Source organism: Marinobacter sp. M-5 (genome assembly GCF_032911545.1).
GTDB lineage: Bacteria > Pseudomonadota > Gammaproteobacteria > Pseudomonadales > Oleiphilaceae > Marinobacter > Marinobacter goseongensis.
Window position 1 is genome coordinate 1,683,592 of the sequence record NZ_JAWJEK010000001.1, and the last position, 15,157, is coordinate 1,698,748.

Consider the following 15,157-nt stretch of genomic DNA (forward strand, 5'->3'; position numbering starts at 1 on the left):
CAAGCTGAAAAACAATAAGGTGATCCTAATGTCAATGTCAGAAAATGTCTTAACAACAGAGTCTCTTCAGAGAGACCCTGATGCCGAAGGTTATGTGGACAGAAAACGCCACCTGTGGGTCCTTTCTGTGCTGTGGCCAGCGACGCCTCTTATTGGCCTTTATTTGGTATCCCAAACTGGATGGAGCATTTGGTACGGATTGGTGTTGATCCTTTGGTATGGCGCAGTTCCCTTGATTGATGCCATGTTTGGAGAGGATTTTTCCAACCCCCCCGAGTCGGCCGTGCCTCGGCTTGAACAGGATCGTTACTACCGGGTACTGACCTACTTAACTGTTCCTATTCATTATGCGGCCTTGATTGTCAGTGCCTGGTGGGTATCCACGCAACCAATGAATGTTTTCGAGTTTCTGGCATTGGCCCTTTCCCTGGGAATCGTGAATGGTCTGGCTCTGAACACAGGCCACGAACTTGGCCATAAAAAAGAAACGTTTGACCGTTGGATGGCGAAGCTTGTCCTCGCCGTGGTCGGATATGGTCATTTCTTCATTGAGCACAATAAGGGGCATCACCGTGATGTGGCTACGCCGATGGACCCGGCGACATCCCGCATGGGTGAGTCCATTTACTCATTCTCACTGCGTGAAATTCCCGGTGCTTTCAAGCGGGCATGGGATTTAGAGGAACAGCGCCTCAGTCGTTGTGGAAAAAGTGTCTGGAGCCTGGAGAACGAAGTTCTTCAGCCTATGATTTTGACCGCTGTGCTTTATGCGGGATTGCTGGCGTTTTTTGGTCCCTTAATGCTGATCTTTTTGCCCATTCAAATGGCCTTTGGCTGGTGGCAGCTGACCAGCGCCAACTACATTGAGCATTACGGATTGCTGCGCGAGAAGATGTCGGATGGACGTTATGAGCGTCAACAACCGCACCACTCATGGAACTCAAACCATATTATGTCGAACCTGATTCTGTTTCATTTGCAACGACATTCCGACCATCACGCCCATCCTACAAGGTCCTATCAATCGCTTCGCGACTTCAAAGACCTGCCTTCCTTACCATCGGGATATCCCGGGATGTTCCTGGCCGCAATGTTTCCCTCATGGTTTCGTTCGATAATGGACCACCGGGTGCTGGATTGGGCTAAAGGAGATCTCGATAAGATTCAGATTCAACCCGGCAAGCGTGAATTCTATGAGCGTAAATTTGGTGGGACTGATTCTGAATCAGTCGATACCGCCGCGGCTAAATGATCGGCTAATCGGAACTTATATACCTCGTTTACTTTATTTACGTTGCAGAAAAAGAGCCTCTGACGTGCACCTGAAAGAGGGTGCGCGTCGGGCGCTACCAAAACAAAGACAATAATATCGTTTGAAAGGTGCTCTAAATGGCTAAGTATCAATGCCCTGATTGTGGTTATGTATACGACGAAGTGGTTGGTGATCCGCACGAAGGCTTTCCTGCAGGAACGACATGGGAAAAAATTCCTGAAGACTGGTCCTGTCCAGACTGTGCCGTCAGGGATAAGGTTGACTTCGTTGCGCTTCAAGAAGCGAACCCGGAACTTTCGGTGTCCGCAACCAATACAGCGGTCCGCCCTGCCAGCCAAGCTAAGACCGAGGGAGCATCGCAGAAAGCAACGGGCGCATCTACTCCTTCAGCTAAAAATAAAACAAAGCCCAAAGCGAAACCCAAGCCTAACTCTTCAAAATCGCCGAAAGACTCGACTCAAAAAGATACCTATCGGAAGTGGGTCTGCATCACTTGCGGCCATATCTACGATGAAGCTCTCGGAGATGAAGCCGAAGGCTTCCCTGCCGGCACTCGTTTTGAAGATATTCCAGACGATTGGTGCTGTCCGGACTGTGGTGCCACAAAAGAGGACTATGTCCTCTATGAAGACTAGTAATCCGATGGAAAATAACAACAGTCTCGTTCGGCAAGAGGTGATTTTATAATGCAGATTGCTAGTCTGGCGAAGGTTGGGCTGCCCAATGTGTCAACCAGCGATACGATTGATTCAACGTTCGCGGCCCTACAGCGGGCACAACTTGCGCGTCGCGGAAGTTTTACCTTGGAGGCTCGAATAGCGCAGCTCGACCAGCTGCGGGATTCAATTAAACGCTACGAATCAAACATCATTGCGGCTTGCGCGGCGGACTTTCGAAAACCCGCTCCAGAAGTCAAATTAACTGAACTCCTGCCGGTGCTTCAGGAAATTCGACACACTAAAAAACACTTGCGTAAATGGATGCGTCCGAAGCGAGTGGCTGCATCCGTTGGTGTTCTGGGCACGAAATCTTATGTTCGGCCAGAACCAAAGGGAGTGTGCCTGATTATTGCACCGTGGAATTATCCGCTCAATCTTGCGCTCGGACCTCTCGTCTCAGCGTTGGCTGCAGGGAACGGAGCCATCATTAAACCCTCGGAAATGACACCACATACCTCAAAGGTGATTGCCAACATTGTCGCCGAAACCTTCCCTCCCGATCTGGTTTCCGTGATTGAGGGTGATGCCGCGGTAGCGCAGAAACTGTTGGCCTTACCCTTCGACCACATATTCTTCACGGGCAGTCCTGCGGTAGGCAAGGTGGTCATGGAGGCTGCCGCCAAGAACCTTTCCTCAGTGACACTGGAATTGGGGGGTAAGTCCCCGACCATTGTTGGCCCAGATGCCAACATAAAGAGGGCTGCGAGAAACATTGTCTGGGGTAAGTTTGCCAATAATGGACAGACCTGTATCGCCCCAGATCATGTTTTTGTGCACGTTAATATCGCAGATCAATTCAATGAAGCACTTAAAACGGAAATTGGGCGAGTCTATGGAAAAACACCAGAAGCCCAGAAATCGACCGCCGACTATTGCCGGATTGTAAATCGACGTCATTTCCAGCGAGTTTCAAACCTGATAGATGATGCCAAAAACAAAGGTGCAAGAGTCTTTGAAGGCGGTGTTACAGATGCTGAAGAGAATTTTATTGCTCCGACGTTGATTTCAAATGTATCGAGCGACATGGATATTTCACGTGAGGAGTTATTCGGCCCGATCTTACCCGTTATTGAATTCGACGATATTGATCTGGTTATCAAGAAAATCAACGATAACCCTAAACCGCTTGCGCTTTACATATTCGACAAAAACGAGGCTTTTGCCACGGATATTATCGAGCGAACGAGCTCCGGCGCTGTAGGAGTCAACCTTACAGTTGTGCATTTTCTACATCCGGGCCTGCCGTTTGGTGGAGTTAATAATTCCGGGATAGGGGCGGCACACGGTGAATACGGTTTCCGCGCTTTTTCGCATGAAAAGGCGTTGATGGAGGATAAACATTCTCTTATGCATCTTCTTTTTCCACCCTATACAGCCTGGGTCCGGCGTCTTATAGAGGCTGCTGTTCGTATTCTGGGCTGAGTATAATCAAATAATAAGAGAGTTATTATGTACGATTACATTATTGTCGGTGCGGGATCGGCGGGCTGTGTATTGGCCAATCGGCTTACGGCGGACTCTTCAAAGCGAGTAGCGTTGCTAGAAGCGGGCCCAAAGGATAAAAATCCACTCATACATATGCCTATAGGTATAGCACTCCTTTCCAATAGTAAAAAGCTGAATTGGGCTCTTGAAACCGAACCTCAAGAACATCTGAAGGAGCGCCGCCTGTTTTGGCCTCGTGGGAAAACACTTGGCGGGTCCTCTTCTATCAACGCCATGGTCTATATCAGAGGTCACAAAGCCGATTATGACCACTGGGGTCAAGTTGCCGGGACCGACCTCTGGGGATGGGATCGCGCTTTAAAATTGTTTCGTCGACTGGAAGATAATAAACGTTTTGGCGCAGATTCTTACCATGGGGAGGGCGGTGAGCTCACCGTAAGTGAACTCAAATCAGTCAATCCGTTGAGTCGAGATTTTGTTCGAGCGGCACCTCATGTAGAGCTCCCGATAAACACGGACTTTAATGGAGAGACGCAAGAGGGATTGGGACTCTACCAGGTGACACAAAAAAATGGTCGCCGTTGGAGTTCAGCGCAGGCATTTCTGCGTGTCGCGGAGAACCGGCCTAATCTTGATGTGCTAACGGACGCGCGGGTAACCCGGGTGGTAATGGACGGTAAGCGGGCAGTCGGCGTGACACTGAACCAGGGGGGCGAATATCGCCAGCTTAGACTCAATAACGGCGGTGAAGTCATATTGTCTGGTGGTGCGGTTAATTCACCACAACTACTTATGCTTTCGGGAATCGGTGATAGCGAAGAGCTTGGAAAACACGGGATCCCCCTTGTGCATCATCTTCCTGAGGTCGGCCAGAATCTGGTTGATCATTTGGATATTACGATCATGCACGCGGCAAACTCACGTTTGCCCATTGGCGTTGCTCCCAGTTTCCTGTTTCGGGGCGTGAGCGCATTATTCTCATATATCTTTGCGCGACGTGGATTTCTTACCAGTAATGTTGCCGAGTCCGGAGGCTTTGTTAAATCCGAGCGCTCGTGCGAACGGCCAAATGTGCAATTCCACTTTTTGCCAACTTACCTGAAGGATCATGGACGAAAAGTGATGGCCGGGTATGGGTACACCTTGCATATTTGCGATCTAATGCCCAGAAGCCGCGGTTTTATTGGTCTCAAAAGCCCTGACCCATTGGCCGACCCGTTGATTCAACCCAATTATCTCAGTAACCCCGAAGACATCAAAACAATGATCTCGGCCGTTAAATTTGGACGACGGATACTCGGGGCACCAACAATGGCTTTACATAGTAAACGAGAAATTAAGCCCGGAAACTCGGTGTCTTCGGACAGTCAGATTGCGGACTTTATCCGGGAAAATGCAGAGACTATTTACCACCCCGTTGGCACTTGTCGTATGGGCGCGGATCCGGATTCAGTCGTTGATCCGGAATTAAAAGTCAGAGGGATTGAAGGGCTAAGAGTTGTCGATGCCTCGATAATGCCCAGTTTGGTTGCCGGTAACACCAACGCACCCACCATGATGATTGCCGAAAATGCAGCCGACATCCTCTTGGGAAATGTTTAGGTTCAAACCCGGATTATGCCTTCTACATTGGACCTTAATGACGCCAGATACTCGCGTCAACCAACTACAAAAACGACAGGAGATAAACGTGCTTGGCCAAATGATGAACATGGAGCTCACCGTGAATTCCTTGATCGACCATGCTGCTCGCTACCATGGAGACGCTGAGATTGTGTCGATAGGAACGGATGGAAATCCCAGTCGATCTGACTGGGCAACTGTTTCGGAGCGGTCGCGACAACTTGCGTCAGCGCTTCGAACGGCAGGCTATGTCCAGGGGGATCGGTGCGCGACCATTTGTTGGAATAACGTGGGGCACCTGGAATGTTACCTTGGCATCTCTGGTGGCGGGATGGTGTGTCACACCATTAACCCGCGACTGTTTCCAGAACAACTCGTTTACGTTATCAACAATGCTCAAGACAAAGTCATATTCTTTGACAAAACGTTCCTTACCATTGTTTCAAATATCCGAGACCGACTGGAGACGGTTGAGAAATTTGTATTGATGTCCGAACCGGACGAAGAAATTGCAGCGCAATTTCCAGGCTTGTTGTTTTATGAAGAGTTTCTCCAGCGAGGAACGCCTAACGCGAATTGGCCTGAAATCGCCGAAAACCAGGCCTCAAGCCTCTGCTATACATCGGGCACCACCGGAAATCCCAAAGGGGTGCTCTATTCACACCGCTCCACCGTTCTGCACGCGCTGGTAGCTGCTCAACCCGACGCACTGAATTTATCGGCACGGGACGTGGTGATGCCGGTTGTTCCTATGTTTCACGTAAATGCGTGGGGGGTACCCTACATTACGGCGATGGTTGGAGCCAAACTGGTGTTGCCTGGTCCTGGCCTGGATGGGCAAAGTTTGGTCAAGCTGATCGATTCAGAAAGCGTAACGATTGCGCTGGGTGTGCCTACGATTTGGCAGGGACTTCTCTCGGCTTTGGACGAGCTTGGCTCCTCGGCACAGTCGCTTAAACGGACGGTGATAGGGGGTAGCGCTTGTCCGCCCTCAATGATGTCGGAGTTTCGTGGTAAGTATGGCGTAGAAGTTGTCCATGCATGGGGAATGACAGAAACATCACCGATCGGGACCGTCAACGCACTGCTGTCGAAACACAATACTCTTTCGGAGGAAGGAAGAAACAAAATCCGTGAAAGCCAGGGACGGCCTCCCTACGGGGTGCAGCTCAAAATTGTAGGAGAAGACGGTCATCAACTGCCCGAAGATGGCATTGCTCAGGGAAATCTCCGCATCCGTGGTCATTGGGTGGTAGCCGATTACTTCGGTGTTGAACCAAATCAGACTCTTGAGGAAGACGGTTGGTTCGAGACAGGTGATGTTGCTTCGATCAATGATGATGGATTTATGACAATACGTGACCGCTCAAAAGATATTATTAAATCTGGTGGTGAATGGATATCTACAGTCGAATTGGAGGGAATCGCAATGGGCCATTCTGCCATCAATGAAGCTGCCGTAGTGGCGGCCTCCCATGATAAATGGGACGAACGACCGATCCTGTTGGCAGTAAAAATACCCGACGCAAATATTACTGAGGAGGAACTTCTTGCTCATTATCAGGGGAAAGTCGCCAAGTGGCAGATCCCGGATCGCGCGATCTTTGTGGAAGGATTGCCACGCAATGCCACTGGGAAAGTATTAAAAAACAAGCTGCGTTCTGAGTATGGGGAAGTATTAGTCAGTAAACCGGCAAGCTAGCATCAATGAGTGACATTTGTGTTACGAAAAATTGCAGTTTTACCTAAAGCCAATTTGTTTTAATACCAAAAAGGATAATAAAAAAATGAAACCTAAAATAATTAGTAAAGTCTCGTTAGTGGCGTTCCTTTTACTTTCACTTGCTGCGAGCCTGGCCAACGCTCAATCTGAGCCGGTTTACAGTAGAGGCGACTGGGTGGTTGGGCTGAATGCCACTAGAGTTCTAACCGATGAAGATTTGCGATCAGCCTCTGCGGGGGGTGCCCCCGTTCCAAATTCCAACCTGTCTATTAACAACGATACGACCATATCATTCGACGTGTCGTATTTTCTGAGTAATCAGCTGGCATTCAACATTTTTGGCGGCATTCCCGCTAGTGCGGACCTCCAGGGCGAAGAGTCTCTCTCCGGTCTTTTTCTTGGTCAAACAGATTATGGTCCGGTAATTCTTTCGCTTCAGTATCATGTCTTGACGGGTAGCAACTTCTCTCCGTACTTTGGAGCGGGTGTAGGACGGATTCTCTTTTTAGATGAAAAGGATCGCGCACTAACCGACTTCGACGTCGAAGATACATGGGCCCCTGCGGTTCAGGCTGGTTTTCGCTGGAAGATACACAATAACTGGTCGGCAAATTTTGACGTTAGATATGCACCCTTCAAGGCGGATATCACCGGTAACCTGGGCCCGGCCCCTGTTCAGGCAGAAGTGGAAGTGGACCCCACTATCGTGAGCATCGGAGTCGCATATCGCTTTTAAATGCCAAGTATACCAACCGTCTGCATTTGCTGGTCGCTTTCAGCAACCTGCTGATTGATAAAAAACCTGCAGCGTAAGACCAATGCGCCCCTTTTCCGCCAAGATTGCGGAAAAGGGGCAAAAACCAGCGGTTATTCAGATCTTCCTTAGGTATATAGCCCCAGCCTTATACATCATTTAAAGGTCTCGTATCGTTTAGTCGAGTAGTATATAGCCATCAGGACCGGCACGTCCTTACTATAGAAAACCTTTTCAGTAGTCCCGCAAGTTTCATTTAATCGAGCAAGTGTCTTAACATTAATACCGCTCGTAACTATCGGTTCTTGATGTCCACCATCAATAAGCCGGAATCTTACTGTGTTTGATTTACACACCGCTTGAAGCTTGCAGTCTGAAAAGCCCTGTCTTGGCTGCCACCACCCATCCGCATGAAAAAGCATATGCTCAGATGAACCAAAACAAGAGGTCGACACCGAATGGGCGATGTTGCTTATGAAGGATTGAGTGATCGGAACCTCTACCCATAATGGCCGATAGAGACTTCGCTTTATCTTTGTGGATAAAATCAAGTTCATATTTTCGTCGGTAATTGCAAGGTGAGGTTATTAGTGGGATATATAGAGAATTATTTCACCGCTATGGTGCTCTCGGTTTACCAGAGCAACAGTAATGTGTCTGGCTACGGGAAATTCCGCCGGTTGTGGCTCACGCATTCTTTGCGCTCACTGAAAGCTGTCGGTCGTAGGATATGATATCCATAGGCCGTATGAGTTGTGCATTGCTTTCGCAATTTTGGGCAAACTAAGGGCACAGCTCTACTCGGTCGTCAATTTCAATTTATGGACTGACCGCTCACCAAGGACTTCAGTTCAATATCCGGATCCTTCAACATTTCAGGATTGACCTGCCTGCGTTGTTGAACGAGGGTCTTGCCGACCATAAAAGCGATGGGCAGGTTAACCGCATCAACAGCAATGACACAGCCGTCGCGGAGATAAAACACCGCAAATCCCTTGTCTTCCGGGCTTCCGCGCAGCACACGCTGATCATGATATTGCGACAACCCCACCATCTGCAGACGCACGTCATACTGGTTCGACCAGAACCATGGAGCGCTATTATAGGGTTTCTTCTCGCCCATCAGGGTTGCCGCCACTGTCCGGGCCTGATCAACCGCGTTGGCGACAGATTCAAGGCGCTGCATCTTCTCGAAGAAAAGATTCCGGTGGCGGGTACAGTCGCCGATCGCCAGGATGGCTGGATCTTCTGTGCGGGTAAACTCGTCAACAATAATGCCGTCATCACAGGGCAGGCCGGCGGCCTCAGCCAGGGCGGTTTCTGGCGCCACACCCACTGAAACGAGCACTATGTCGGCCGGTACAGTGCCGCCGCTCGCCAATGTCACGCCAGCCACATGCCCCTGATCGCTAGCTTCGAAACCGGTTACCGCCGTGTTCAGGCGTAGATCCACGCCAGCGTTACTGTGTTTGGTGTAAAAAAACTCCGACATTTCCGGGCCTGTTACACGCTGCATAAGACGCTCGGCCGCTTCCAGTACCGTGACATCAACGCCTTTTTTGGTAGCGCTGGATGCCACTTCAAGGCCAATGTAACCACCACCCACGATGACCAAGCGTTTCCCCGGAACCAGTTGTTCACGCAGGGCATCCGAGTCAGCTATGTCATGTAGGTAATGAATGCCCTTCAAGTCAGCCCCGGGTGCGTTCAGGCGTCGAACGTGTGACCCCGTGGCCAGGACCAGTCGATCGTATTTCAATGTGCTCTGGTCCGACAAACTGATGGTCTTGTTGTCCCGATCAATTTGTTCGGCACGTACACCGAGCCGCAACTGATGGCCGGCGTTCTCGTACACCGAGCGCGGCTTGAGGTACAGCGACTCCTGATCCACCTCGCCTGCCAGGTAGTTCTTGGACAGGGGCGGCCGCTGATAGGGTGGATGTGGCTCTTCGCCCACCAGGACCACTTCATGTTGATATTTCTTTTGCAGCAAGGTTGTCAGGAGCGCACCTGCTGCGTGCCCGCCGCCAACGATGACTGTCGTCTCTTTCTGTTGGTTTGCCATAGCCTGTCTCTTTCTACTGTTCTTTGGAATCAGATTGATCAGAAGTCCAGATGCCAACTGAGCCCTGTGACGCCCGCGCGCGCGGAGCTCAGCCGACCATCTCCCCGGCATCCTCAAGTATCATCGCGGCACCTTTCTCGCCGATCATGGTTGCCGGCTGATTGGTGTTTCCGCCGACCAGCGTCGGCATGATGGAGGCATCGACCACCCGCAGGCATTGCAGGCCATGCACGCGCAGGCGCGGATCGACCACCGCCATCGGATCAACACCCATCTTGCAGGTGCCAACCGGGTGGTACGCTGATTCACCGCTGCGCCGTACCCATGCGGCGAGATCGTCGTCATTCTGCAGCGCCGGCCCGGGCAAGACCTCAACCTCGTGGTGCGGGGCAAACGCCGCCTGCGCCAGGATCTTGCGCACCAGGTGGACACCGCGCACCAGTCGCTCGACATCGGCGGACTCGGCCATGTAGTTGGGGTCGATCAGCGGCGCGGCAAACGGGTCGGCACTGTGCAGACCGACGCGCCCGCGCGACGACGGCCTGAGCCCGTAGATCATCACCGCGTAGCCATAACCGCTCATCGCGGTCTTCAGGTCTCGCCCGTGATCGTCGTACAGCATTGGCGCGAAGTGCAGCTGCAGGTCGGGTACCGGCTCCTCGGGCCGGGAGCGGATGAACCCGCCGGCCTCGGCGCCGTTGCTCGACAGCACGCCCCGCCGGCCGCTCAGATACGTCAGAGCGCCCCACAGCCCCTTGAGCCAGTAACTCGGATGCATCGAGATGCTTTGGCGGCTGCGGGCGCTGACGCGCACGAACACGTCGATATGATCCTGAAGATTCTGCCCGACGCCCCCCAACGCATGGCGCAGTTCTATGCCATGCCGGGACAGTTCCTCCCGCGGACCGATCCCGGACAGCATCAGCAGTTGCGGCGAGTTGAACGCGCCGCCGCAGAGCACAACTTCGCGCCCGGCACGGACCTGCGTCAGCCCCTTTGTATCGCGGTATTCGACACCGGTGGCGCGGGTGTCTTCGAGTAGCACCCGGGTGACATACGCGCCGCTGCAAACCGTCAGGTTGGAACGCGCCGTGGCGGGTTCGAGATAGGCCCGCGCGTTGCTACAGCGTGTGCCGTCTTTCTGGTAGGCGTAGTAGAAGCCCACGCCCTCCTGCTCACTGCCGTTGAAATCTGTATTGAGCCGGTACTTTGCCTGGGTCGCCGCCTCGACAAACGCCGTGCTCAGCGGATTGGTATAGCGGCGCTCGGCAACGTTCAGCGGACCACCCTGACCATGAAATTCTGCCTCATTCGGCGTAAGTTTGGGCTCGAAATGTTCCGATCGGCGGAAGTAGGGCAACACCTCGGCGTATGACCACCCTTTGCACCCCAGCCGTGCCCACTCGTCGTAGTCCCGGGCATGCCCGCGAATATAGACCTGCGCGTTCATGCCGCTGGAACCGCCAAGCATCTTGCCCCGCGGCTGAAAAAGCGCCCGGTCGTGCATGTGACGCTGCGGTTCGGTATTGAACTGCCAGTTGTAGCGGCGGCTGAACATTAGCTGCAGGAAACCCAGCGGCATGTTCACGAAAGGGTTGCGGCGGCTCTCCGGACCGGCTTCAAGCAGCAGCACAGAATGGCGACCGCTCTCCGACAGGCGGCTGGCGACAGCACATCCGGCCGAGCCCGCGCCAACCACGACATAGTCAAATTGTTCGGTCGTCATCCTGGTTAGCCTGTTCATTAACTTTTTGGTGTCAGCTGGACCATCAGCTCCGAATAGCCCCGCACGAAGTTGGACTGCACGCGCTCCGGCTCGCCGACGACTTCGATCTTGTCAAAGCGTTTGAGAATCTCTTCCCATAGGATACGCAGTTGCAATTCGGCCAGGCGGTTGCCCATGCAACGGTGAACACCGTAGCCAAATGACATATGGTTTCGTGCGTCCTTGCGATCGATAATGAAGTGATCGGGGTCCTCGAACTTGCGCTCGTCACGGTTGCCCGAGGCGTACCACATCACAACGCGATCGCCCTTTTTGATGGTCTGGCCGCCCAGCTCAACATCTTGCTTGGCGACTCGGCGCATATAGGCCAGCGGCGTTTGCCAGCGGATGATTTCCGACACCATGTTCGGAATCAGTTCCGGTTTTGCCTTCAGTTTTTCGAACTCCTTTGGGAATTCGTTCATGGCCACCAGGCCACCACTCATTGAGTTGCGAGTGGTATCATTGCCGCCAACGATAAGCAGCGTCAGATTGCCGATAAACTCCATCGGGCGATTGATCAGATCTTTGGTGTCGTCGTTGCTCTGTAGCAGGCTGATCAAATCGAAACCGGGCTCTTCGCCCGCCGCGCGGCGCGCTTCCTTATCCCTCCAGAGCCTGGAGAAGGACCAGGCCATGTCAGCCGCGTCGTCAAACATGATCTCTTCTTCGGCATACTCGCCGCCGGTTGCCGATGCTGCCCCGGCCATCCGATCCGACCACTCAACCAGCTTGTGACGTTCCTCGTAAGGAAAATCCAGAAGGGTTGCGAGCATGCGACCGGTGAGTTCCTTCGATACAGTGGGCACCCAGTTGAAGGGCTGGCCCAGAGGCAGGCTGTCAAGCACATCGCCGGTACGCGATCGGATCAGCTCCTCCATTTCCTTCAGGTTCTTCGGTGCCACCACGCCTTGAACCGAGCTGCGCTGCACATCGTGTTTTGGCGGATCCATGGCTATGAACATTTCCACCGACAGCCCCTCTGGAGGGTCGCCTAATATGATTTGCGGCTCGGCGGAAAACAGGTCGTGACTCTTGTCTACGAACATGATGTCCTCAAAGCGAGTCACCGACCAAAAGGGGCCGAAGGGGCTGTTCTTCTGGTAATGCGCCGGAGCCTCATCGCGCAACCGTTTGAAATAGGCGCGCCACTGATCCTGCCGATACAAAAATGGATTGCTGACATCGATGTCCTCAAGGGCCAGCGTGTTAACGTCCGGGATGACTGATTCAACAAATTCGGGCACCGGCCGGCGTGGGCCGAAGGCCTTCTTCTTGGCGCTCATTAACAGTTTCAGCCCCTGGATCTGCCTGTGCATCGGTACCACCCTGGAGGTAGCATTGATCACTCGGGATTGAATGTCGTCAAATGTTTTAGACAGTGTTGGCATGCGTCCTCCTATGTTCACATCTGGAACTCGGGTAAATGCACGGTCATGCCGTCCATTTCATCAGTAATGACCACCTGGCAGCCCAGGCGCGAAGTGCTCTCCCGCTCCGGGGTCATTGACAGCATTTGCTCTTCCTCACCACCAGGCGTACCTGTCTTTCTGAACCAATCGTCCGAGACGATGACGTGGCAGGTGCCACAGGCACATTCCCCCCCGCAGTCCCCGTCAATACCGGGGATCAGATTGTCAACGGCGATTTGCATTACCGAGGAACCAGTTTTGAACTCAGCGACATGTTTAGTTTGATCATGTTCTATAAAAGTAATCTTACCCATTGTTGTTCTCCTGCCCGTAGTATTCACCGATAGATATTGGCTGTCTGGCGATACTTCTGTCAGGTCATTTCTTGACAACATAGAGTCATTTAAAGACAAAATAGTGGTCGTTCAGGACGGAGATGATCAATGATGACGACGCAGAAGGCGGGTGATTTGCAAAAAACCGGTCCAGGTATTCCATCGAATTACTCACGGCTAATTGCGCGTGAGCTTGATTTAACAGCCAAACAACTGCCACGTCTGCTGCTCGGCACCGGGCTTGGTGTGGCGCAATTATTGAGTGAGGAAAGCCTGCTTACCGCAGCTCAGCAGATGCGGATTCTGCGCAACGCACTGGACTTGTCCGGCCTGCCGGAATTCGGGTTGCGGCTCGGCAAGCGACTGACACCGGCAACCCATGGAGCAATGGGGTTCGTTGCTTACAGCAGCCCCGACTTTCTCACTGCGCTGCAGGCGATTCATACTTTTCTGCCCACGCGTGCTAGCTTCATCCACCTGCATTTGCAGCAAGTCAACGAGCGCCTGGAGTGTATTCTGGACTATCAGGAGTCGCTGGACGATGACATACAGCAGTGCCTGTCGGATGCGATGATTAAGGCCCTTTTTGAATTTGGCGAATTTATAATTGGTCGCCCTTTGCATGAGGCTGAAATATACTTCGCTCATCCTGAACCAAAGTATAAGGCAATGTATGCCGATTTTTTATCCGGGCAGATTCACTATGATTGCGATCAGGTAAAACTTACGTTGCCGATGTCATTGTGTCGGGAACCGAATGCGTCCGCCAATCACGAAAACTATCGTCTGGCCTTGCAACAGTGTGAATCGATGCTTGTGCAACTTCAGTCGGATCAACCGAGCTATCAGACCCAGCTGAAGATGATGATGTTGTCCCGACCGCCCGGAACGCTCAGTGAAGACGAAGCAGCGGCCTCGTTGTTCATGAGCAAACGCACTCTGGCACGCAAACTCAAGCAGGAACGCAGCGGTTTTCGGAAAGTTCGCGACGAGATTCTGTCCCAGCAGGCAGCGACCTATTTGCGTGAAAGCCAACTGTCAATCGAGGCCATTTCCGCGTTGATGAACTATCACGACATTGCCAATTTCAGACGCGCCTTCAAGCGCTGGTTTGACCAGTCGCCTGAGCAGTTCAGGCAAAATGTCAGATGACAAACCGTGCATCCGCATGATTAGCGATCATAAACAGAGGCTACTTGCTTGCGTTTGTGAAGCCAGAACCTATGCCTGCCCCCCTTTATTGATCACACCGTCCATCGCGATCTGCCAGATCAAGTCGCCAATGGCGTCGAGTGAATGAGCCCCGTTCGGGTCGAACCAGGTTGCAACCCAGTTGAGCGCCCCAAGGCCGATCAGGCGGAGCAAACGGCCGTCAACATTCTTCCGGATCACGCCCTGTGCAATCATCGTTTCGAGGATATCGGCCCACAAGGACTCGTACTGGTCACGCAGTTCGATGATTTCCTCGCGGGCCTCCGGGCCCAGCGCTCGCCATTCAAACAGCAGCACGTAAACCGCGTCCGAATCGACCAACAGGGCTCGCAGATGCGCGTTGATACAAAGACGCAACCGTTCAACCGGGTCATCCGAACTGGCGTAAGCCGACTCGACCTCTGCGGTAACCAGGTCCACCCCCCGGCGCATCAGCTCGACAAGCAGCGCTTCCTTGCTGTTGTAACGATAATACAGACTTCCGGGCAGCATATTGCAGGCCTCGGCAATCTCCTTGAGCGACGTCCTTTCAAAGCCTTTCTCACGAAAAAGCCGGGCTGCGTTAGACAAAACGTCGCCCTGGTCGCCCAGTTTGCTTGCAGGAGTCATCTGTCTGTTAACCATGGCTTAAACATCTCCTCAGCAAGCCAGCTATTTGTTCATCAGAGCGGCAACCACCTGACTCATTGCATTGGTGGTGCGCCATCGCACGGGTGGCGTGCCATTTGCCACAACAGATTCTTGACATTTGGTTGGTTAACCAACCAAAATCCAGCAACAATGTTATTCGGAAGAAACTGACATGGCAATGACCTATCAAAATCAGCTGT

Annotated in this window: 12 protein-coding genes; 7 read left to right on the forward strand and 5 right to left on the reverse strand. The window is 52.5% G+C overall.

The features are described from left to right. Positions 1–28: 28 nt before the first annotated feature. The 6 genes from R0125_RS07705 (at position 29) to R0125_RS07735 (ending at position 7,520) form a co-directional block, all read left to right on the forward strand. Positions 29–1,252, forward strand: coding sequence for an alkane 1-monooxygenase (locus tag R0125_RS07705; protein WP_199185490.1), 1,224 nt, complete (start codon positions 29–31; stop codon positions 1,250–1,252). A gap of 137 nt (positions 1,253–1,389) precedes the next feature. Then, entirely contained in the window at positions 1,390–1,908 is a 519-nt protein-coding gene (locus R0125_RS16615; protein WP_011783984.1) for a rubredoxin, read from the forward strand. 51 nt (positions 1,909–1,959) lie between these two features. Then, positions 1,960–3,414 carry an aldehyde dehydrogenase family protein gene (locus R0125_RS07720; RefSeq protein ID WP_011783983.1) on the forward strand — a complete coding sequence of 485 codons (1,455 nt, stop codon included), beginning with the start codon at positions 1,960–1,962 and terminating at the stop codon, positions 3,412–3,414. A gap of 27 nt (positions 3,415–3,441) precedes the next feature. After that, a complete protein-coding gene (locus R0125_RS07725; protein ID WP_091642703.1) occupies positions 3,442–5,040 on the forward strand; it encodes a GMC family oxidoreductase in 1,599 nt (532 codons plus the stop codon). A gap of 37 nt (positions 5,041–5,077) precedes the next feature. Further along, on the forward strand, positions 5,078–6,763 hold the full coding sequence (locus R0125_RS07730; protein WP_227714495.1) for a long-chain-fatty-acid--CoA ligase: 1,686 nt from the start codon (positions 5,078–5,080) through the stop codon (positions 6,761–6,763). An 85-nt stretch (positions 6,764–6,848) separates the two neighbouring features. Beyond that, complete coding sequence (locus R0125_RS07735; protein WP_091642699.1) at positions 6,849–7,520, forward strand: OmpW/AlkL family protein; 672 nt, start codon at positions 6,849–6,851, stop codon at positions 7,518–7,520. 832 nt (positions 7,521–8,352) lie between these two features. Here R0125_RS07735 and R0125_RS07740 read toward each other — a convergent pair. The 4 genes from R0125_RS07740 to R0125_RS07755 form a co-directional block, all read right to left on the reverse strand. Beyond that, entirely contained in the window at positions 8,353–9,603 is a 1,251-nt protein-coding gene (locus R0125_RS07740; protein WP_091642696.1) for an NAD(P)/FAD-dependent oxidoreductase, read from the reverse strand. A gap of 88 nt (positions 9,604–9,691) precedes the next feature. Beyond that, complete coding sequence (locus R0125_RS07745; RefSeq protein WP_227663913.1) at positions 9,692–11,329, reverse strand: GMC family oxidoreductase; 1,638 nt, start codon at positions 11,327–11,329, stop codon at positions 9,692–9,694. A gap of 17 nt (positions 11,330–11,346) precedes the next feature. Next, positions 11,347–12,759 carry a cytochrome P450 gene (locus R0125_RS07750; RefSeq protein WP_091642690.1) on the reverse strand — a complete coding sequence of 471 codons (1,413 nt, stop codon included), beginning with the start codon at positions 12,757–12,759 and terminating at the stop codon, positions 11,347–11,349. A gap of 14 nt (positions 12,760–12,773) precedes the next feature. After that, a complete protein-coding gene (locus R0125_RS07755) occupies positions 12,774–13,094 on the reverse strand; it encodes a 2Fe-2S iron-sulfur cluster-binding protein (RefSeq protein WP_091642688.1) in 321 nt (106 codons plus the stop codon). Between the two features lie 129 nt (positions 13,095–13,223). Between R0125_RS07755 and R0125_RS07760 the strand changes: the two genes are divergently transcribed. After that, positions 13,224–14,267: an AraC family transcriptional regulator gene (locus R0125_RS07760; RefSeq protein ID WP_091642684.1), complete on the forward strand. Its 1,044-nt coding sequence runs from the start codon at positions 13,224–13,226 to the stop codon at positions 14,265–14,267. A 69-nt stretch (positions 14,268–14,336) separates the two neighbouring features. Here R0125_RS07760 and R0125_RS07765 read toward each other — a convergent pair whose 3' ends face one another. Next, a complete protein-coding gene (locus R0125_RS07765) occupies positions 14,337–14,951 on the reverse strand; it encodes a TetR/AcrR family transcriptional regulator (protein ID WP_091642682.1) in 615 nt (204 codons plus the stop codon). Between the last annotated feature and the right edge of the window lie 206 nt (positions 14,952–15,157).